Below are 21587 nucleotides of genomic sequence, written 5' to 3' on the forward strand. Positions count from 1 at the left end.
CGCCTGATTCACGAGACCTGACATGGACGTTCGCCTGTTTGCCTTCCTGGCCCGCCAACGCTCGGCCGCAATTCAGCCCCGTGAGCATTTCTGCGGGTTGCCCAAGCGTGGCCTGGCCTTCCTGCTGGCCAACGCCATGTTCTGGCAGCCGCTGTGGGCGCAAGCCGCCGAAGGTGTGGTGGTCAGCGGGCCAGGGACCAGCCTCGGCCAGGCGGGCAACGGCGTGCCGATCGTCAACATCGCCGCGCCCAACGGCAGCGGGCTGTCGCACAACCAGTTCAGTGACTACAACGTCGGCCAGCAGGGGCTGATCCTCAACAACGCCACCGAGCGCACCCAGGCTACCCAGCTGGGCGGGATCATCCTTGGCAACCAGAATCTGCAGGGCCAGGCGGCCAGCACCATCCTCAACGAGGTCAACGGCGCCAACGCCAGCCAGCTGCGCGGCTATACCGAAGTGGCCGGGCATGCGGCGCATGTCATCGTCGCCAACCCCCACGGCATCACCTGCGATGGCTGCGGCTTCATCAACACGCCGCAGGCCACGCTGACTACCGGCAAGCCGGTGATCGAGAACGGCCAGCTGACCCGTTACCAGGTCGACCAGGGCCACATCGCCATCGAAGGTGCGGGGATCAATGCCAGCAACGTCGACAGCTTCGAGCTGATTGCCCGCAGTACCAAGATCAACGCCGAGATCCAGGCCCGCAACCTGGCCATCGTCGCCGGACGCAACGATGTCGATGCCCGCACCCTGGCGGCCACAGCGCGTGCTGACGACGGCAGCGCCAAGCCGAGCCTGGCGATCGACTCCAGCGCGCTGGGCGGCATGTATGCCGGCGCGGTCAGGCTGGTCGGGACCGAGGCCGGTGTCGGTGTGCGCCTCGACGGGCGGATGATTGCCAGCGGTGGCGATATCCAGCTCGATGCCAATGGCCAGCTGAGCATGGTTCAGGCCAGCGCCGGGGGCGATGTGCGCATCCGGGCGACCGGTATCGAAACCCAGGGGCCGGTGCATGCCGGCAAGCAACTGCAGGTGGAAAGCCGCGGTGACCTGGTCAACCACCAGGGGCTGACTGCGGCGGGTTCGGTGCAACTGGACGCAGCTGGCCAGCTGAGCAACCTCGCGGGCATCCAGGCCGGTATCCAGGCCGATGGCAGCCGCGCGGCCGACGCCGACCTGAAGATCAGCGCCGGTGCCGTGGACAACCGCAACCAGCGCTTGATCGCCAGCGGTGACCTGACGCTGTCCACGGGCGGCCGCCTGGATAACCAGGGCGGTAGCCTCAGCGCCGGGCGCCATGTCGGCATCAACGCCGCAACGCTGGACAACCGCCAGCAGGGCAAGGTTGTCGGTGACGGGCGCATGACCCTCACCGGCGGGCAACTGCTCAATAGCGAGCGTGGCCAGATCACCAGCCAAGGCGCGTTGAACGCCACTTGGGCGCATCTCGACAACCAGGCCGGTGAATTGTCCAGCCTCGATGCCTTGGCCCTGAACCTTGGCAGCCTGGACAACCGCAATGGCAAGGTCCTGGCCAACCGGGGCATTACCGTCACCAGCCAGGGACTGGTCGACAATCGGACCGGCCGGATCGCCAGCCAGACTTCCCTTGACCTTACCGCCCAGGCCCTGAACAACGGTCAGGGCGGCCATATCAGCGGCAACCAGGCGGTCATGGTCAACGTCGGTCTGCTCGACCAGCAAGGTGGCCACCTGAGCAGCGTCACCGAGCTGACCCTCGACCTGAACCATGGCCGGCTGGACAACCGCGACGGCGAGATCACCGCCAACCAGCTGCGTCTGCGGCAGATGGCCGATATCGACAACCAGCGTGGCGAGATCTCCAGCAAGGGGGCCTTCACCCTGACGGGCCGCAGCCTCGACAACACCGGTGGCAAGTTCTACAGCGAGCAGGCCCTGACCGTGCGCCTCGACCAGTTGCTCGACAACCTGGATGGCCTGGTCTCGGCCGACGGCGTGGATATCCAGGCCCTGGCGTTGCACAACCAGGGCGGCGTGGTCACCAGCAAGTCCGGCCTGGAGTTGACCACCCGCGCAGCCATCGACAACCAGCACGGCGAGATATCCAGCACCGGCCACGGCCAGGTAAAGGCCGGCAGCCTCGACAACCGCGAGGGTACGGTAACGGGTGGGGCGTTGGAGCTGGTAGTCGCCCAGGCGCTGGACAATCGCCAAGGTGTGCTGGCTGCCGGCAAGGCCCTGACGCTGAACGCTGCCAGCCTCGACAACCGCGAGCAGGGCAAGCTGCTTAGCGATGGCACGCTGACCGCCAAGGTCACCGGCCTGCTCGACAACCAGGCCAAGGGCCTGGTGAATGGCCAGGGTGCTACTGATATCGACGCGGGGCAGTTGGACAACCGTGGCGGCCGGTTGCAGGGCAAGGACCTGCTGACCCTGCAAGGCCAGCGCTGGGACAATCGCGGCGGCAAGATCGAGGGCGATGGCGCGATGACGCTGACCATTGACCACCTCGACAACCGCGACCAGGGCCTGGTCAGCGGCCAGGCCGGGGTGCGTTTCAATGGCACCGAACTGCTTAACCAGCTCGGCATCTTCGGTGCGAAGGGCAACCTCGATCTGGTCGCTGCCCACCTGGACAACAGCGGTGGCAGCCTGACCAGCGGTGGCGATCTCGATGGGCAGGTCACGCGCCTGGAACAGCTCGGCGGCAAACTGTCCGCCGATGGCAAGCTGACCCTCAAGGGCGATTCGCTGGTCAACCGCCAGGGCGCCGTGCTGGGTGCCGGCCAGGGTATGCACCTGACCGTGGGCAGCGTCGACAACCGTGGCGGTGAGCTGTCCGCGGCCAAGGCGCTGAGCCTGACCGGGCAGCGCCTGGACAACACCGGCGGCCAGGTCCTGGCCGACACCGACCTGACGCTGACGGTAGCCGAGGTCATCAACCAGGCCCAGGGCCTGCTGCGCGGCAAGGGCCAACTGATCCTCGGCGGGCAGACCCTGGACAACCGCGACGGGCGCGTATCCGGCGAGCAGGGCGCACGCCTGCGCCTGGGCCAGGCGCTCGACAACGGCAAGGGGCTGCTGACCAGCGAAGGTGACCTCGATATCGGCGCCGCCAGCCTCGACAACACCGACGCCGAGCTGAGCAGCGCCGGCAAGCTCACCCTGGCCACCACTGGCAAGGTAAACAACCAGCGCGGCTCGATCACCGCCGACGGCACCCTCGACCTGCGCAGCGCCAGCCTGGACAACCGTGCCGGCGAGATCGGCGCGCAGGGAGCCGTGGACATCGCCACCGGGACCCTCGACAACCGTGACAGTGGCCATGTGGTCGGCAACGACCGCCTGACCATCGAGGCTGGCCAGGTCAACAATGCAGGCAGCGATAGCCGCATCGACAGCGATGGCGCAATGAGCCTGACCGCCACGGGCTTCGACCAGCAGGCCGGGCGCCTGCTGAGCAAGGCCTCGATCACCCTCGATCTGGGCCAGGGCGCATTGGTCAACCATGGCCTGATCAAGGCTCCGCTGCTGGTGCTGAACAACCTCGGCAGCGTCGACAACCAGCGCGGCGAGATCGTCAGCCCGCAAGGTTTCACCCTCGCCGCCACGACGCTGGACAACCGCCAGGGCAAACTGATCAGCGACCAGGATCTGACGGTCCGTATCGCCCAGGTACTGGACAATACCAAGGGTCTGGTCTCGGCCAAGGGCCTGGACCTGCGCGCCACCCGCGCGGATAACCGCCAAGGCATTCTTGTGGGCGACACCGCCCTGAACATCGACGCCGGCACTTTGGACAACCGCCAGGGCAAGGTCTCCGGCAAAGGCCGTGGTGAGATCCAGGCTGGCACATTGCTCAACACTGCGGGTTCGCTGGTCAGCCTGGAGCAGTTGCGGGTCAAGGGCGGCGAGCTGGACAACCGCGAGGCGGGCCTGCTCGGCAGCAACGGCGCGCTGACCCTGGACGTTGATCGCATCGACAATCGTGGCGGCGAGATCACCGGCAAGGCCACCGTCGGCGTGACCGGCACCTCGCTGGACAACAGCGACGGCGGCCTGCTGGTCGCCGGCACCGGCATGACCCTCGCCTTGCAGGGCCTGCTCAACCGCAACAAGGCACGTATCGAGGCCCAGACCGGCCTGACCCTGACCGGCCTGACCCTGGACAACGACGGTGGCCGCCTGACCAGCCAGCGGGACATGACCCTGACGTTGACCGGCGCGGCGCTCAACCGCCTCGGCCTGATCAGTGCCGAGGGCCAGCTGGTGATGGCTGCGCAAAGCCTGGACAACAGCACCGGCAAACTGGACAGTGCCGGCAGCCTGAAGCTGACCACGACGGGCGTGCTGCTCAACAAGGCTGGCGAATTGCTCAGCGACAGCGATATCACCCTGGCCAGCGCCAGCCTGGAAAACATCGACAAAGGCGTTATTGCCAGCAAGGGCGCGCTGGCCATTACCACCGGCTACCTGGACAACAGCCGCCAGGGCAGTGTCAGCAGTAACCGCACCCTCACTCTGCACGCCGGCCAGCTGGACAACCGCGACGGCGGTCGCGTGGGCAGCCGCGAAGCACTCAGCGCGACGGTCACCGGCCTCGACCAGCAGGGCGGCAAGCTGTTCAGCGACACTTCGGTGAACCTAGACCTGGGCCATGGTCATCTGGACAACCGTGGCGGCCTGATCAATGCCCCGTCGCTAGTGCTGAACAATCTCAAGACCGTGGTCAACCAGGGTGGCGAGATTTCCAGCGCGCAAGCGTTCACCCTCGCCGCCGAGCAACTGGACAACAGCAACGGTCGTTTGCTCAGTGACCAGAACCTGCTGCTGCGGATCAGCCAGCGCCTGGACAACCTCAAGGGCCTGATCGGTGGCCAGTCGCTGGAGGTTCATGCCGGCGTACTGGACAACAGCGGCGGCACCCTGAGCAGCCAGAGTGGCTTGCAGGTGACCGTAGATGGCTTGCTGAGCAACCGCGACGGCGGTCGCATCGAGGCCAAGGACGCGCTCACACTCACCAGCAAGGGCCTGAACAACCACGGCGGCAAATTGCTCGGCAGCAGCCTTGCGCTGGACCTGCTCGGCGCCGACCTCGACAACGGCGCCGGCCTGATCACCACCGCCGGCTCACTGACCCTCGCCAACCTGGCCAAGCTCACCAACCAGGGCGGCGAGATCTCCACCGCCCAGGCCCTGCGTCTGGATGTCAGCGAGCTGGACAACCGTGACGGCAAGCTGATCAGCGAACAGACCCTGGGTATCACCAGCGGCGCGATCAACAACCGCAACGGCCTGGTTTCGGGCTGGCAGGGGCTGACCGTCACCGGCCAGAGCCTGGACAACCGCCAGCAAGGTACGCTGTCGAGTCGCTCCGGCGCCGTGCAGGCGACCGTGGCCGGCGTCCTGCGCAACAGTGATGGCGGCGCGCTGGTCGCCCAGCAGCGCCTGGATGTCAAGGCCGACAGCCTGGACAACAGTGCCAAGGGCATCCTGTCCAGCGGCAGCGGCCAGCAACTGACGATCAAGGCGGCATTGGACAACCATGAAGGCGGCCTGATCGATGCCGGTGAAAAGCTGGTCATCAGCGCTGGCACCCTCGACAACCACGGCGGCCGCGTGGCCACCCGCCAGGACCTCGGCCTGACCGCCGCGAGCCTGAACAACAACGACGGCAACCTCGCCGCCCAGGGCGCCCTGACCCTCGACCTGCTCGGCGATTTGCTCAACCGCAAGGGCACGCTGTTCGCCGGCAAGGACCTGCTGATCCAGCGCGCCGGGCTGGTCGACAACCGGGCTGGCCAGATCGCCAGCCAGGGCCTGCTCAAGGTGCTGGCCGGCAGCATCGACAACAGCCAGCGCGGCACCCTGGCCGCCAATGGCGCGCTCGTGCTCAACAGCAGCGGGGCGCTCAGCAACACGGGCGATGGCCTGATCTACAGCCAGCAGGGAGACGTAAGCCTGCAGGCGGCAAGCCTGAACAATGCCAAGGGCACCGTGCAGGCCAAGGGCGCGATCAGCGTGCAGGCCAACGGTGTGCTCGACAACCAGGGCGGCAAGCTGATCGCCCAGGATGGCGCGCTCACAGTCACCGCCGATACCCTCGACAACCGCGGCGGTATCCTTGCCAGCCTCAAGCAGTCGCTGGGCGTGCGCACCACCGGTGTGCTGCGCAATGGCAGCGATGCCAATGGCCAGCGTGGCATTCTCCAGGCCCTGGGCCTCGATCTGCAGAGCGCCAGTCTCGACAACCACGGCGGGCGCATCGCGGCGCTGGGCGGTGATGCGCTGATCCGCACCGGGCAGCTGGACAACCGTGACGGCGGCATCTCCGCCGGTGGCCTGCTCAAGGTCACCGGCACCAGCCTGCTCAACGGTGGCGACGCGCGTGGCGAGATGGTCGGCCAGCGTATCGACATCGGGCTGAGCGGCGCCCTGGACAACCGTGGCGGCATCGTCGAAAGCGCGAGTACTTTCGCCATCACGGCCGCCAGCCTGGACAACCAGGCGGGGAAACTGCGTGCCCTGGGCAACGGCGGCACAACGCGATTCCAGATCGGCGGGGTGCTGGATAACCGAAACGGAACCGTGGAAACCGCCAACACCGATCTTGCCCTGGTCATCGGCGATCTGGTGAACACCGGGGGCAGCATCGCACACGTCGGCAATGGCGATTTCGGTGTCAGCAGCCAGCAGGTCATGGCGGCGGGAGGTCGCCTGTTGACGCATGGCACCCTGAATCTCAGTGCCGACAGCTGGGTCAACAGCAGCGTGCTGCAAGCCGGCACGCTCAACCTCAATGTCAACAACTTCAGCCAGACCTCGAGCGGGCAGTTGCTGGCGACCAAGGCGTTGCTGGGCACGGGCGGCAACTGGCTCAATGACGGGTTGATTGCCAGCGATGGCACATTGAGCCTGACCTTGGGTGGTGCCTATTCGGGCAACGGCCGATTGACCAGCCTGGGGAACATGACCCTGACTGCGGCGCAGATGAGCCTGGGCACCGCCACAAGCATCGCCGGTGGCGACAGCATTGTGGTCAACATCGGCGACCAGCTGAGCAACCTCGGGCGCTTGTCGGCGGCCAATGACCTGACGATCAACGCGGGCAGCCTGTCCAACTACGGTGCATTGGCCGCTTCACGCAACCTGAACTTGATCGCCCAGTCCGTCCACAACGACCAGGCTGCCGACGGAAGTCGAGGTTTCCTGTTCAGTGGGCGGGACATGACGATTAGCACCGCCGATTTCAGCAATCGCTACGCGGATGTGTACAGCCTGGGCAATCTGCTGGTTGCCGGCGTCACCGCGGGTAGTTCTGCGGCAACCTTCCTGAACAGCTCCGGCACTGTCGAGGCGGCCGGTGACATCAACCTGCAGGCATCCAGTTTCGTCAACAAACGCGACAAGTTCAGGGCCAGCCACCAGATCACCGATGGCTACATGACCATCTACTGCGTCCAGCATTGCAAGGGATCGCGGTGGGTGAGGGGCCCGGTGCATATCTACAAGACCCTCGAGACCGTGATTCACGAGGACTCGCCCACGGCAACCCTGGTTTCCGGGCGTGACCTGACCATTGGCGCAGGCAGTGTCCTCAATGCTCGAAGCGTCATCTCGGCGGCCAACGATCTCACCATCACTGCCGGCAGCATTGACAACGAGGGCGAGCGTTCCAGGTCGGGAACCGTTGCAAGGGAAGTGGGGCCTGGGGTCAAGGTTTCCACGGGCTATTTCTTCCAGTTGATCAACGAAGTAAACGCCTACAACCAGGCCCACCCACGTTCCGGGCCGTTCGACGAAGCCGCCTTCAACACATTGGTCGCGAAGTTCGACCCCGGGGTATTTTACGGCATCGATGCAGAGCCCGTGGTCCAGCCGGATCAGAAGTTCATCGCCCCGGCGGTCATCCAGGCCGCCGGTACGGCCAAGCTCACTGCCGCAGGCAGCATCAGCAATATCGTTGTGAACAGGGCGGCAGCGGCTACCAGCAATCGCTCGTTCGATACCCAGGTATCCAGCGTGACGCAGCCCACGGTGGTCAACCTGAATGCGCAGTTGCCACCTGATCTGGCCCAGCGACAGGTCGATCCCACCACCCTGCCAGGCTTCAGCCTGCCAGCCGGGCAGAATGGCCTGTTCCGCCTGAGTGGCAAAGGCAGCGATGCAGCCACTGGCACCGCCCAGCGCTGGACATTGGGCAACGCCACTGTCACCTCGCATGAGCGTGAGGTGCTGGCCAGTTCCCGACCGGGCTCGATCCAGGCAATGGATGCGTCCGCGTCCAGAGGAAGTGAGCAGGCAATCGATCGCGTTGCCCACCAGCGTGTCGAGTCGGCTGCCAAGGCCAGTGTCATCGGGGTCAATGCGCCTGCGGGCGAGGCCGTGGATACCTACGTTCCCCCACCGAGCGCAGGTGCGCAGGCCGCCGAGCTGGTAGCGCAGGAGCCGGGTATCGGCGCTCGCCCCTGGATTGCGGGCGTCACTCGCCTGCCGGATAGCCAGTACACGAGCAAGCCGCACAAGTATCTGATCGAAACCAATCCGGTGCTGACCGACCTCAAGCAGTTCATGAGCTCCGATTACTTGCTTGGCAACCTGGGCTTCGATCCGGACAAGAGCTGGAAGCGTCTGGGTGACGGCTTCTACGAGCAACGCCTGATCCAGCAGGCGGTGGTGGCTCGCACCGGCCAGCAGTTCATCGATGGCCAGACCTCCGGCGAGCAGCTGTACAAGCACCTGATGGACAATGCCATCCGCAGCAAGGACCAGCTCAACCTGAGTCTGGGTGTCGGTTTGACCTCCGCCCAGGTCGCGGCGTTGACCCACGACATCGTCTGGCTCGAAGCACGCGAGATCAATGGTGAGCAGGTACTTGCGCCAGTGCTGTACCTGGCCCATGCCAATGGCCGACTGGCGCCTGACGGTGCGCTGATCGCGGGGCAGGACGTCCAGTTGATCGCCGGGGAGAATCTCGACAACGTAGGCACGCTGCGTGCCACGCGCAACCTCAGCGCCACCGCCGGCAAGGACCTGACCAACACCGGCCTGGTCCAGGCCGGCGAGCGCCTGGACCTGCTGGCCGGCAACAGCCTGGTCAACAGTGCTGGCGGCATCGTCTCCGGTCGTGACGTCAGCCTGACCGCCATCAACGGTGACCTGATCAACCGACGCGACCTCACGCGCACGGACATCGTTTACGGCGGCGTGCGTGAGCAGAAGGATTATCTTGAAAGCGCCGCGCGTATCGAGGCCGGCAACAGCCTCAGCCTCAAGGCCGGGCAGGACATCAAGAACGTCGCCAGCGTGATCCAGAGCGGCGGCGACCTGTCGCTCAGTGCCGGTCGTGATGTGAGTCTGCTGTCGGTCGAGGAACGTCAAGGCTTCTACACCGATCGCCAGCGCAGCAGCACGGTGCAGCAGCACGGCGCCACGGTCAGCGCCGGTCGCGACCTGAGCCTCGGCGCCGGCCGCGACCTCACCGCCGTGGCCAGCCAGATCGACGCGGGCCGCAACCTTACCCTGGCCGCGGGCGAGGACCTGAACCTGACCTCCGCTGCCAACGAAGCCCACAGCTTCAGCCGCAGCAAGAAAGTCACCCAGTCCAAGGACCAGATCACCCAGGTCTCGACCACGGTCAAGGCTGGTGGCGATGTCTCGCTGTCCGCGGGCCAGGACATGGCCATCGTCGCCAGCCAGGTCAAGGGCAAGGGCGATGTCGACATCGACGCCGAACGCGACCTGACCATCGCCTCCGAGCAGAACGAAAGCGCTTCGTACTACCTGAAGAAGAGCAAGGGCTCGTTCGGCCGCAGCAGCTCGACGCAGAAAGAGAGCTACCACAGCACCAACGTCGCTTCGGTGATCGAGGCCGGTGGCGACCTGACCGTCAACGTCAGCAAGAAGGACGACGGCGGCATCGCCCTGGACGGTGGCCGCGATGTCTCGGTGATTGGCAGCCAGCTCAAGGCCGGCGGCGATGTCATGCTCGGTGCCACCGGCGATGTGGCGGTGCTGTCCGGCGTCGAGGAGCACGGCGAGTACAGCAAGAAGACCAAGTCCGGCTTCCTGGGCCTGTCGAAGAGCGGCAAGAGCCAGCTGCAGACCCGCGCCACGCAGGTCGGCAGCGAGTTGGATGCGGGTAAAGATATTGTTCTGGCTGCTGGCAGCGACTTGCGTTTGCGGGCCAGCGAGGCGAGCGCCGGCAATGATGTCGAGCTGCGTGCTGGCTTGGTGGACAAGGAGGGTGACATCAACCTCGTGTCGGCCAATGACACTGCATATAGCCGGTCTGAGGAATACAAGAAGAAGTTCAAACTGTCGCTTTCCCCCGAGATCATCCTGAACCCTGCAGCGCTGATGATGCCGATCGCACCGGGCACGGTCCTGCCATCGGTGTCGATCGGTTCGGCCAAGGCTTCCGGGCAGGAGGCTCGGAGCAGCACCAGCGTCGGCAGTCAGGTGAGTGGAGAGCGTGACGCCACCCTGCAGGCGGCCCGCGATATCAACGTGCTGGGTAGCGGCGTCAGCGCCGGACGCAACGTCAGCCTCAACGCCGGGCGCGATGTCAATGTCAGCGCCGCGCAGAACCAGAGCGACAACTCGCACTGGTCGAGTTCGAGCAAGACAGGCCTGCGTTTCGACAGTGACGACAACGGCATGAACTTCTTCGCCGGTGTCGAGAAGGAGAAGGCCAAGGACCGTCTGCGCGAGCAGCTGGCTGCGGGTAGTCGCATCCAGGCCGGGCAGGATCTGGATGTCAAGGCCGGTCGCGACATCAACCAGACTGGCTCCGACCTGGTGGCTGGCCATGACATCAGCCTGGGGGCTGGTCGCGATATCAACATCGACGCGGGACGCGAAACCCGTATCCAGGAACTGGAGCGTGAGTACGAGGGGCATGGTATCAGTGGCTCGGTCAACCATAACCTGGGCAAGACCAAGGACGCGCTGAGCAACACCGGCAAGGGCGAGAATGGGGTGAGCAAGGGCTCCAGCGCCCTGCAGACCCTGGATGCGATCGGTCAATTCCTCGCCGGCCCGACCGGTGACGGCAAGATCGGCAGCAGCAAGCAGACCAGCAGCCAGCAAAGTGTCGAACAGAACAACCGTCCCTCGACGCTGGACGCTGGCAACGATGTGAAGCTGCAGGCGGGCAACGACGTCAATATCAAGGGCAGCCAGGTGCAGGCCGGGCGGGATATCGACGTCAAGGCGCGCGATATCAACATCGATGTGGCCAAGGGCAGCAGCAGCCAGGAAAGCAGCCAGTCGCAGAGCTGGGGGGGCATCCACGGCGGTACCAGCGGTGGCTTCAAAGTTGGTATTGGTGGCAGCCACGGCATTGCCAGCAACGACAGCCAGCAGGGTACTTCGACGCCAGCGCAACTGGAGGCCGGGCGCGATGTCCGGATCGAAGCCAGCAACGATCTGAACATTATCGGTAGCCAGGTGAAGGGCGGGCGTGATGTCCAGTTGAACGCTGGCAACGACCTGAACATCCGCGCCGCACAAAATGACAGTCAGCAGGAGCAGAACCGCCGCAGCGGCGGTGGCGAGGTGGGACTGACCTTCGGCTCAGAAGGTGTTGGGGTGTATGCCAGCGTCAACCTGGGCAAAGGACATCTCGAGCGCGAGGCCCAGCGCCATGAGCAAGCCTATGTCTACGCCGGTGACCAATTGAAGTTCACCAGCGGCAAGGACACCAACATCAAGGGTGCCCAAGTACGCGGCGACGAAGTGATCGGCCGTGTCGGCGGCAACCTCAACGTGGCCTCAGCGATCGACACAGGCGAGGTAAAGGGCAAGGAGTTCGACATCAATGCCACCGTCACCGTGGGCCCGGGTGCCGGTGTCAGTGGCTCGGTCGGCTATGGCAAGACCACTGGCAAGACCGAGTGGGTCGAGGACCAGACGCGCATCACCGGGCGTGACAAGGTCGATATCCGCACCGAGAACCACACCCAGCTCGACGGTGCGCTGATCGCCGCCGACAACGGCAATCTCAAGCTCGACACCGGTACCCTGGGCTTCAGCGATATTGCCGGCAAGGACAAGGAGCACGGTTACTACCTGAATGTGGGTGGCAGCTGGAAGAAGGGGGCGGCCAGTTCCGGGCAGGACCCTTCCAACGGCAAGATCACCGAAAGTGCAGGCAACGGCGAGAAGGGTCCGAAGAGCCAGACCAGCTGGAGCGTCAGTGGCTGGGAGTATGAAAAGGACCGCGAGCAGACCGTCCGCGCCACCGTGGGTGCCGGTGATATCACTGTGCGCAAGGACGCCGAGACCGGCCAGGACTCCACCGTCGGACTGAACCGTGATCTCGACAAAGCCTATGAGATCACGCGGGACAAGGAGTCGCGTACCGATCTCTATGTGACCGACAGTTCGCTGCATGATGCGCTGAATCCGAAAGAGACGCTGCAGAAGTGGAGCGATGGTCTCCTCGACTACGACAAGACGGCGCTGAAGAACTTTGAGCAGGCCAGCACCGGCCTCAATGCTGCACTGAACCGGCTTGAGCGTGTAATGGGGCGGGACATGGCAGTCGGGGTATCAAGTATTACCAGCCGTGATTTCGCTGAGCAGACGCTGGAGCAGTTGATTCTCAGCGGCAAAAGTCGCAGTGAGGCCATGGCGATGATGGCCGACGAGAAGTTCCAACAGAATGTGCTCAAGCAATTGAGTGATTTGTGGAACATCAAGCCAGAGGTCGTGGCAGGGGCCAAGCAGGTATTGGAAGAGGCCAATCTCAATGATCCTGCCGGTGCATTGGTACTGGGCAACTCGGATGTTGTGGCCAGGCGCACTTTGTTGCAGGAAAACCTGCGATCGTTGGCAAGTATTGAACGGTTCATGCAGCAGAATGCGGAAGCGGCACAAGCCGTCGCACTGGTGCTGGCACTGACGCAAGGTCCGAAATCCGTGATCCAGGCCGCAGCCTGGGGCGCCGCCGAGCAAACGCCATTGGGCCAAGAGTTGGCAAGGCGGTTGGACAAATTTCAGGATTATGTCGGTGAGCGCGTCGCCAAATACATGGAAAAAGAGGGTGACGCGGAGGTTCATTTCAATGAGAAGGATGATTACGATCAGTTCTTAATCGGTGGTGGTAAGCTTGCCGCTTCCATCCTTACCGGTGTAGTGACGAACAAAGGCAGTAAGTCACCGAAAAATCCAGTCAAAGAGTTGGAAGTGGATTCTTACAAGGATCTGAAGAGTCGGGAGGTTGTAGGGGATCGATTGGAGCACGACCATATTCCATCAATGGCCGCTTTGCGTAAGGCCAAGGAGAAGGAGCTGGGCCGCCCGCTTACAGATGAAGAGACGAAATTGCTCTACAACAATGCCACTGCGATAGAGCTTCCGCGAGAAATCCACGTCGCTGGTCGCACTCATGGTGGCAAAAACACGGCAGCACAGGTGGAGCAAGATGCAGCTGACCTATGTGGCGCTGTATGTCGAGATACTGATGTACTGCGAAAAAATCTGTTGGAAAAGGGCTATCAAGCCGATATCGTAGAAGAAGCAATCAGAAAGATTTTTGAACGGAACCGCCTGACAGGGGTGATTGACTGATGGACTGGATGAAGCTGTTGAGCCTTGTCGGTAAAGACCAAGGGGACAATGACTTTCAGGAGCTTGCTACGGTGCTTGGTGAGCAGCCGCAGGTGAAGGAGACCCCCTTGTCGTATAACGACCCAGACGGAAGGACTCTTTATCATAAGTACCTCAATAGTGGGTTGGAGCTCGGCTTTCGAGCGCACAGACTCAATCACATCCATATCTACGTGCAGAGCCACGAGGGCTATGCTCCGTACCAAGGGAGCATTCTCGATCAGAATGCACAAGGCTGGCGGCGAGACGCCCTCTTGCAAGCGCTTGGTCCTCCAGATAGTCAGGGGGGGGGCAAGATGGATGGTTTGCTCGGTTTTATACGCCCGTGGGTACGTTATGAGGGGGCAGGCCCAGTATTGCGTGCGGAGTTTTCGCAAGATGGACGGTTGTGGAAGTGTTCACTCACGCTTGAGTAAATGCTATTGAACGGAACAGTCATTAGTCAGGCGTTGAAGACAGTTCTCACGTTGAGTCATCCAGGCCGTCATTGGTAAATAAATCTGTTACCTTTATGTTGAACGACTTCATCAAAAGGTGATTGCATGAATTTCACGTATAGTTCGAAAGATGGGCTTGATGTATTTGCCGAGATGCGCGGGCGCGATGAAGTCAGGGCCAAGTTAAAACTCCCCTACAAGGTGTTTGCCAAGACTGCTTTCTCCGAGAATTCGACGGATGTCTTTGGTGATGCGCTGATGAAGGCATGGTATGACCAGCACGATAGTTTGAGCGGGGTGCAACTTTACTATCCTGAAGCATCTCTGGACTTTCAGGGACAGACACTTCTCGGGGTTTCGGTCGATTTGCTGGAGCGATTTTTCCAGCGGGAACATGTAAATTATGAATTCGAGGACGATGGCTCCGGTATGAAATTGCTGACCGATGGTCTCAAGATCGGGCTCTACGCTCCAGACTTGGAAAGTGGCAAGAGTGCGATAGTAGAAGCTGTCTATGTACCTATCCCGGTACCGGTATGAAAGGGCAAAGTTGCCACTGCTATATGTTATGATGTTTCAAGAAATACACTCCGGATGTAGTAATCGAGTGGTGAGCGCACGGGCTATCTGCACTGAGTTGCCTGTGCTGCTGCCTCGACGTCACATAGCGGCGGAAGTCAGTTGGATGGGCGGCACCGGCGAGATGTCTATGTGACCCCGAGCCATAACCAAGATACCGGCTTGTGACGAAAAGGGGACAGAATTATTTGTCAATCCTCTACCGAAGAGAACGTTGAGCGCTGAATCGAAGGCGTCGAAGTTAGAGTTTATATAATAAATCTGTGCCCTTTTGATCGGGGGCTGGGGACGAGGCGATGTTCCTCCAGGCGCCATCTTAAAAACTTGCGAAAATTGCGCGGTGACATGGCCTAAGGGGAGCCGGTAATGAGCCTTGATGAACAATGGGAACCTGGCTTCGGTACCCTATACACGTGGTTGGCCATGGATAGAGTTGGTCGAATTGCGGTCATGGTGAACAATTGTTTTGGTGATATTCCGAAAGTGCTCCTGGCACTGAGCGGAGCGGAGGAAATGCTGGACACCCTCAGTGAATTCATGTGGGAGGAGGTCTTTCGGTCGTAGCCACCTTTGAAGAAAGGTGGCTTTACGGTGGACTAGTATTCGGCATGGCGCTGGCAAGGAAGAGACAAGGCTTTCGTTCTGGATGAGCTGTTGCGCAATCTCGAAGAGCGAGGAATCTACAGTGAAGCCAGCCTTGCCTTCAACAAAGGTTTCTTTGTCTATCACGCCGTCGAAGGTTTCCGAGAGGAAGAGGATTTTCCCGTTGGGTTTGAAGGCCCTACGAGTATGGGAGACTACTTCAGGTTTCTGGTGCCAGGGGAGTATGCATCGATTGAAGATTTTCCAGAGAGCCTGAGACCAGGAGTTGTCGTCTCTCAAAACTTGGATTTCGATTCGAAACAAGTGTTGAATGGGAAATGTATCAATGAGTATTTTTGCGATTTGTATAAGTGCTAAGCCCGGGGCAAAAAGCATGTTCGCCACCCTGGCGTTGTCGTGATCGAGTTTCGGCTGATTCGTGATATGGAAGGAGCAGTCGTGGACAGGTATGAAGATCTGCAGCCGGACAAGGCATCCGGCCTGCTTGCAAAACTGGAGACAGTCAATGCGCAGGTGCTCGCGGCACTGACTGCCGATCATTCGCAAGTGCCGGCCGATTATGTTGCCTTCATGAAGGAGCTTGGCTGGGGTGAAGTGGGTAAGGCTGCCTACATGTTGTATGAGGGCCTGCTGACGCCAGACCAGATCTACGATGAAGATGATGAACTCCCCCTGGACGGCATCCTCCTGTTCGGGGATGACATGCAGGGGTACTGCTCGGGGTTCGATACGAACAATGGCTGGGTGGTTGTCGATATCGACCCGGTAAGCCGTGAAGCGCATCAAGTGGCGGACAGTTTTTCCGAGTACATACGTGAAATGCTGAACGACTTTTAGCCGTCGAGGAGCAATGGGGTGGCCCTTCGGTTTCTGATTGAACACCTGGCAACCTCTGTCAGTCCCACGCTGTGTACCTACTTGTCCACAGCAGGAGGCTTACCCCATGAGCACATACGACTGGGACCTGATCGAACGCTTGCTGCACGAAGTGCAGAACGGCGCCGGTCACAGTTTCACGCCACGCCCCTATGCCGAGCAGCATGCCGCCGCGCTGGCCGCCGATGGCGAGGCGCCGGACGATCTGAACCAGCTCAAGGCCCAGGCCTGCGAGTACGAAAAGATCCTCTTGGAACGGGGTTTCATCGAGAGCCGGCCTGAAGCGGAAGGCGGCAACGGCGAGAATTTCGTCCTCAGCCCGCGCGGTTCGCGCCTGCTCAGCCTGATCGACAGCAGCATTCCGGGCTTCGAACACCCACGCCAGGTGCTCGATGAACAGGCTGATGCGCTGGACGAAGCTACCTTCGAGCACGTCTCGGCCAAGGCGCAGATCGCCGGAGGGTCAATTTAGGCTGGCATCGCCAAGGCCGGTCACCCGATAATCGGGATCCATTCTCACTGCCGAGCCTTGCCATGTCGTTCAACCCGCTGAGGGGCCGCCCATGACCGCGGTCCGCAAGAACCCCGACGCCTTCGCCTTCCAGGTCATGCTGGGGCTGTGCCTGATCTGGGGCTGCCAGCAGGTGCTGATCAAATCCGCTGCCGTGGACATTGCACCGGTCATGCAGGCGGCGTTTCGCAATGGTATCGCCGCGCTGCTGGTGGGGCTGCTGGTCTGCTGGCGGGGTGGCTGGAGCCAGGTGGGCAGCACCTGGCGCGCCGGATTGCTGGCCGGCGCGCTGTTCGGCCTGGAGTTCCTGTTCATCGCCGAGGGGCTGAAGCTGACCTCGGCGGCGCATATGTCGGTGTTCCTCTACACCGCGCCGATCTTCACCGCCCTGGGGCTGCATTTCATGATGCCCAGCGAACGGCTGCGGCTGTTGCAGTGGCTGGGCATCCTGCTGGCCTTCGGGGGGATCGCCCTGGCCTTCGCCGGCGGCGTTTCCCTCGAACACCTCGATGGACGCATGTTGCTGGGCGATGCCATGGCGATCCTGGCAGGCCTGGCCTGGGGCGCGACCACGGTGGTGGTGCGCGGCTCGCGCCTGTCCGAGGCGCCGGCGACCCTGACCCTGTTCTACCAGCTGGCGGTGGGGTTTGTCGGGCTGGTGCTGATTGCCCTGGTGAGCGGGCAGATCGCCGATTTCTCGCTGACCCCGCTGGCGGTGGGCAGTGTGCTGTTCCAGGGGATCGTGGTGTCGTTCGTCAGCTACCTGACCTGGTTCTGGTTGCTGCGCAAATACCTGGCCTCGAACCTGGCGGTGTTTTCCTTCATCACGCCGTTGTTCGGGGTGACTTTCGGCGTGCTGCTGCTGGATGAGCCGTTGAGCCTGAACTTCGTGATCGGTGCGGTGATGGTGCTGCTCGGGGTGGTCATGGTCAGCGCCGAGGCGTGGGTGCGGCAGCAGTTGCGCAGGGTGGTGGGGTAGGCGTTCGGCGGAGCCGGCCCTATCGCGGGGCAAGCCCGCTCCCACGAGGACTGTAGGTGCTTGCCCCGCCATAGGGCCTGTATTCCTTCAGCCTGCCTGTTGCAGGCTGGCACAGGCTTGTGAGCGCGAGGAGCCCTTGGCCAAGATCCCGGCCAATCCCATCCCTGCCGCCGCCAGCACCAACGCTGGCTGTAATCCACCACTGAAATGGCTGCTCAACGCCGCCAGCAACGGCCCGCTCAACTGCCCCAGGGCAAAGCACGCAGTCAGCAGCCCGGCATTGCGCTGCGTGGCATGCGGCGCCAGCTCCCGTGAGCGCTGCATCACCAGTTGCATGCAGGCCAGGAACGGCCCGCCGCACAGCAGCACGCCCAATGCCAGGCCGATACCGCCACCGAGCAGGCAGGCCAGTACACCCAGCCCTTGCAGCCACAGGGTGGTGGTCAGCCAGGCGGAGGTCCGCCCCGGGCGGCGCAGGCTGACGATGGCCACACCGAGCGCCGATGCCAATCCGAACGCGGGCCAGAACAGGTCGGCTTGCCACTGCCCATGGAACTGCTGGCTGGCCATCTGCGACAGGAAGGTGGCCGGCAGGATGTAGCCGATCCCGTAGAGCGCATAGACCAGGCCCAGGCGTCCGATGCCGGTGCCACGGCCTTGTTCGTTGACGGCCGCAGGTGTGGCGGCGGGTTCCTGCGCCCGTGGCAGCCACGGCAGCACCGCCAGCAGCATGACCAGCGCGGCGATGCCATAGACCAGCCACAGGGCCGCCGAATCCAGCCCCAGCAGGTGCGCGCCCAGGGCCAGCACACCTGTTACGGCGATGCCGACGCCGGGCCCGGCGAACACCAGCGCGCCGAGGCGCTGGCGGCCATGGGCGCTGGCCAGTTGCTGGCTGAGGCTGGCGATCATCACCAACACCCAGGCGCTGGCCACGCCGGTGCCGAAACGCAGCAGCAGGTGGCTCCAGAAACCGTCGGCGGCCCACGAGGCCAGGGTCAGCAGCACGCACAGCCACAGCCCTCCATGCAGACGCAGGCGCACCTGGGCGGGCTGGCGGGCGAACATGGCGTCCACCGCGCCGAGGAAGTAGCCCAGGTAGTTGGCGGCGGCGACCAGGCCGCCGGCGGTGAGGTCGAACTGGCCCTCGGCGATCAGTCGGGGCAGTTGTGGCGTGAGGGCAAAGCGGCCGATGCCCATGGCCATCATCAGCGCCATGGCGCTGGCCAGCAGTTGCACGATGGGTGACATGGAAAGTCTCCTGCACGAAGGGATGCGATGGATGGCAGGGTAGGACTCATTGACTTTCAATAAAATTGAATAATGATGATCAAGTTGTTCTGTTTTGGAGAATCCTATGGAGTTCAGCCAACTGCGCATCTTCCAGGCCGTGGCCGAGGAGGGCTCGGTGACCCGCGCCGCCGAGCGATTGCACCGGGTGCCGTCGAACCTGTCGACGCGCCTGCGCCAGCTCGAGGAGCAACTGGGGGTGGAGCTGTTCCTGCGCGAGCGCCAGCGCTTGCAGCTGTCGCCGGCCGGCAAGGTGCTGCTGGACTATGCACATAGGCTGACCAACCTGCGCGACGAGGCGCTGGCCGCGGTGCAGGGCGGCCAACCGGCGGGGGATTTCGTGCTGGGCACCATGTACAGCACGGCGGCCATTCATTTACCGGCGCTGCTGGCGCGCTACCACCAGGCCTACCCGGCGGTGAACCTGCAGGTGCAGGCGGCGCCCAGTGCCGAGCTGCTGGAGGGGGTGCTCAGCCATCGGCTGGACGCGGCGCTGGTGGACGGCCCGCTCAACTTGGCCGGGCTGGATGGCGTGCCGTTGTGCGAGGAAACCCTGGTGCTGATCACCAGCCCCGAGCACCCGGTGGTACACAGTGCCAGGGATGTCGCCGGCAAGGCGGTGTTCACCTTCCGTCAGGGCTGCTCGTACCGCATGCGCCTGGAAGCCTGGTACGCCCATGCCCACACGCCCATGGGGCGGGTCATGGAGATCGAGTCGTACCAGAGCATGCTGGCCTGCGTGATCGCCGGGGCCGGGGTGGCGTTGATGGCGCAGTCCATGCTCGACAGCCTGCCGGGTCGCGAGCAGGTGCGGGCGCATCGGTTGCAGGCGCCGTTCGACCAGGCGATGACCTGGCTGATGTGGCGCCAGGGCAAACGCGGGGCGAATCTGCAGGCCTGGATCGACTTGCAACAAAGCGAAACGATTGACCGACCGTCGGAAGCTGCCATCAGCGCTTGATCCGGGTCAAAATCGCCCCTATCTGTAGGAACAGAGGCATGCGCAATATAGGACATAGGTCTATGATCTGTATGACGCATCGCAAGTTTGATTGACCGTGAGGCTGACCCGTCAAGGGGGCACTATGAACGAACGCATGTACAACTGGCTCCATGACCTCGCCGTCGCCCTGGGCCTGCTCCCGCCACCGTTGCAGCCGGTGCCGATCCCGACCGACGAAGAACAGCGCAAGCGCCAGCCGCGTCGGCGTTGACCACTGACAAAAAGGCCGCCGCATCTTATCGATGCGGCGGCCTTTTGCGTTGTTGCCCCGTGATCTGGCTTCAGGCCAGGTTCGCCGTCGCCACCGGCTTGCGCGAGGCCAGGCTGACCACCACGAAGCTCACCAGGCCGATGGTCAGGCTGTAGTAGATCGGCGAGTTGGCCTCCAGGCCGTCCTTGAACATGAACAGCAGCGCGGTACCGAAGCCCAGCGTCATGCTGGCGATGGCCCCGGCGGTGGTCGCACGCTTCCAGAAGATCGCGCCGATCAGCGGGATCAGCATGCCGCCCACCAGCAGGTTGTAGGCCAGGGTCAGCGCGCTGATCACATCGTTCACCGCCAGGGCGATACCCAGCACCACCAGGCCGGTGAGCAGGGTGAACAGGCGGTTGATGCCCAGGCTCGACTGCTTGCCGCCGCGCAGCTTGGGCAGCAGGTCTTCGGTCAGGGTGGTCGAGGCGGCCAGCAGGCCCGCGCTGGCGGTGGACATCATCGCGGCCAGGGCGGCGGCCATCAGCAGGCCGCGGATGCCCTCGGGCAGCTGGCCCTTGATCATCTCGGCGAAGGCGTTGTTCGGGTTGGCCAGGTCTGGCATCAGCACATGGGCGGCCATGCCGATCAGGGCGCAGGCCAGGCCGTACAGCACGCAGTAGATACCAGCGGTGGTACCGGCGCGCTGGCAGACCTTCTCGTCACGGGCGGTGAACACCCGCTGCCAGATATCCTGGCCGATCAGGATGCCGAAGAAGTAGATCAGGAAGTAGGTGATGATGGTGTCCCAGCCGATGGTGGTCCAGCTGAAGCTGGCCGCCGGCAGCTTGGCCACCAGGGCGTCCCAGCCGCCGGCCTTGTACAGGCACACCGGCAGCAGGATGAACATCAGGCCCACGGTCTTGATGACAAACTGGACGATGTCGGTCAGGGTCAGCGACCACATGCCGCCGATGGTCGAGTACACCACCACCACGCCGCCGCCGAACAGCAGGGCCATCCAGAACGGCACGTCGAGCAGCACCTGCAGCACGGTGCCCATGGCCAGGGTCGAGGTCACCGCGATCATCAGCGCGTAGGCGAGCATGATCGCCGCGCTGGCCTGGCGGGCTATCGGGTTGTAGCGGCGCTCCAGCACCTGGGTGACGGTGAAGATCTTCAGGCGCAGCAGCGGCTTGGCCAGGAACAGGTTGAGGGCGATGATCCCCAGGCCCAGGGCGGCGCACAGCCAGAAACCGGAAATGCCGTGGACGTAGCCCAGGCGCACGGTGCCGACGGTGGAGGCGCCGCCGAGCACGGTGGTGGCCATGGTGCCCATGTACAGGGTCGGGCCGAGGTTGCGCCCGGCCACCAGGTAGTCTTCGTGGGTCTTCGCGCGCCGCATGCCGTACCAGCCGAGGGCGAGCATGCCGGCGGCATAGATCAGTACAACGATGATGTCCAAGGCCATTGGGGGGCTCCCGATTATCTTTATTATGGCGAGATCGGCCGTCCGGAC

12 protein-coding genes are annotated in these 21587 nt (G+C 63.1%); 10 read left to right on the forward strand and 2 right to left on the reverse strand.

Annotated features, from left to right (window positions below):
- Window positions 1–22 precede the first annotated feature (22 nt).
- From VUG52_RS07260 to VUG52_RS07295, 8 genes are all read left to right on the forward strand, one after another.
- Window positions 23–13561 (forward strand): hemagglutinin repeat-containing protein, encoded by a 13539-nt coding sequence (locus VUG52_RS07260; RefSeq protein WP_331832630.1) that lies wholly within the window; start codon window positions 23–25, stop codon window positions 13559–13561.
- Window positions 13561–14016, forward strand: a complete 456-nt coding sequence (locus VUG52_RS07265; protein ID WP_050706783.1) for a hypothetical protein — start codon at window positions 13561–13563, stop codon at window positions 14014–14016. The genes VUG52_RS07260 and VUG52_RS07265 overlap by 1 nt, the downstream gene beginning before the upstream one ends.
- Window positions 14017–14142: 126 nt before the next feature.
- A complete protein-coding gene (locus tag VUG52_RS07270; RefSeq protein WP_050706782.1) occupies window positions 14143–14577 on the forward strand; it encodes a hypothetical protein in 435 nt (144 codons plus the stop codon).
- 405 nt (window positions 14578–14982) lie between these two features.
- Window positions 14983–15180, forward strand: a complete 198-nt coding sequence (locus VUG52_RS07275) for a hypothetical protein (protein WP_050706781.1) — start codon at window positions 14983–14985, stop codon at window positions 15178–15180.
- A gap of 90 nt (window positions 15181–15270) precedes the next feature.
- Window positions 15271–15576, forward strand: coding sequence for a hypothetical protein (locus VUG52_RS07280; protein ID WP_218188899.1), 306 nt, complete (start codon window positions 15271–15273; stop codon window positions 15574–15576).
- Between the two features lie 81 nt (window positions 15577–15657).
- Window positions 15658–16056, forward strand: a complete 399-nt coding sequence (locus tag VUG52_RS07285) for an SMI1/KNR4 family protein (RefSeq protein WP_050706780.1) — start codon at window positions 15658–15660, stop codon at window positions 16054–16056.
- A gap of 106 nt (window positions 16057–16162) precedes the next feature.
- Window positions 16163–16567 (forward strand): hypothetical protein, encoded by a 405-nt coding sequence (locus tag VUG52_RS07290; protein ID WP_050706779.1) that lies wholly within the window; start codon window positions 16163–16165, stop codon window positions 16565–16567.
- 91 nt (window positions 16568–16658) lie between these two features.
- Window positions 16659–17585, forward strand: coding sequence for a DMT family transporter (locus VUG52_RS07295; protein WP_050706778.1), 927 nt, complete (start codon window positions 16659–16661; stop codon window positions 17583–17585).
- An 87-nt stretch (window positions 17586–17672) separates the two neighbouring features.
- Here VUG52_RS07295 and VUG52_RS07300 read toward each other — a convergent pair whose 3' ends face one another.
- Window positions 17673–18836, reverse strand: coding sequence for an MFS transporter (locus VUG52_RS07300; RefSeq protein ID WP_050706777.1), 1164 nt, complete (start codon window positions 18834–18836; stop codon window positions 17673–17675).
- Between the two features lie 106 nt (window positions 18837–18942).
- On the opposite strand from VUG52_RS07300, the gene ptrR reads away from it, so the two are divergent.
- Window positions 18943–19836, forward strand: a complete 894-nt coding sequence (ptrR, locus tag VUG52_RS07305) for a putrescine utilization regulator PtrR (protein WP_050706776.1) — start codon at window positions 18943–18945, stop codon at window positions 19834–19836.
- A gap of 124 nt (window positions 19837–19960) precedes the next feature.
- A complete protein-coding gene (locus tag VUG52_RS07310) occupies window positions 19961–20089 on the forward strand; it encodes a PA1414 family protein (protein WP_256206021.1) in 129 nt (42 codons plus the stop codon).
- A gap of 70 nt (window positions 20090–20159) precedes the next feature.
- Here the strand turns inward: VUG52_RS07310 and VUG52_RS07315 are convergent, their stop codons facing one another.
- Entirely contained in the window at window positions 20160–21539 is a 1380-nt protein-coding gene (locus tag VUG52_RS07315) for a sodium:solute symporter (RefSeq protein ID WP_331832631.1), read from the reverse strand.
- Window positions 21540–21587: the final 48 nt, after the last annotated feature.

This window comes from Pseudomonas sp. LH21, from assembly GCF_036549575.1.
GTDB lineage: Bacteria > Pseudomonadota > Gammaproteobacteria > Pseudomonadales > Pseudomonadaceae > Aquipseudomonas > Aquipseudomonas peradeniyensis.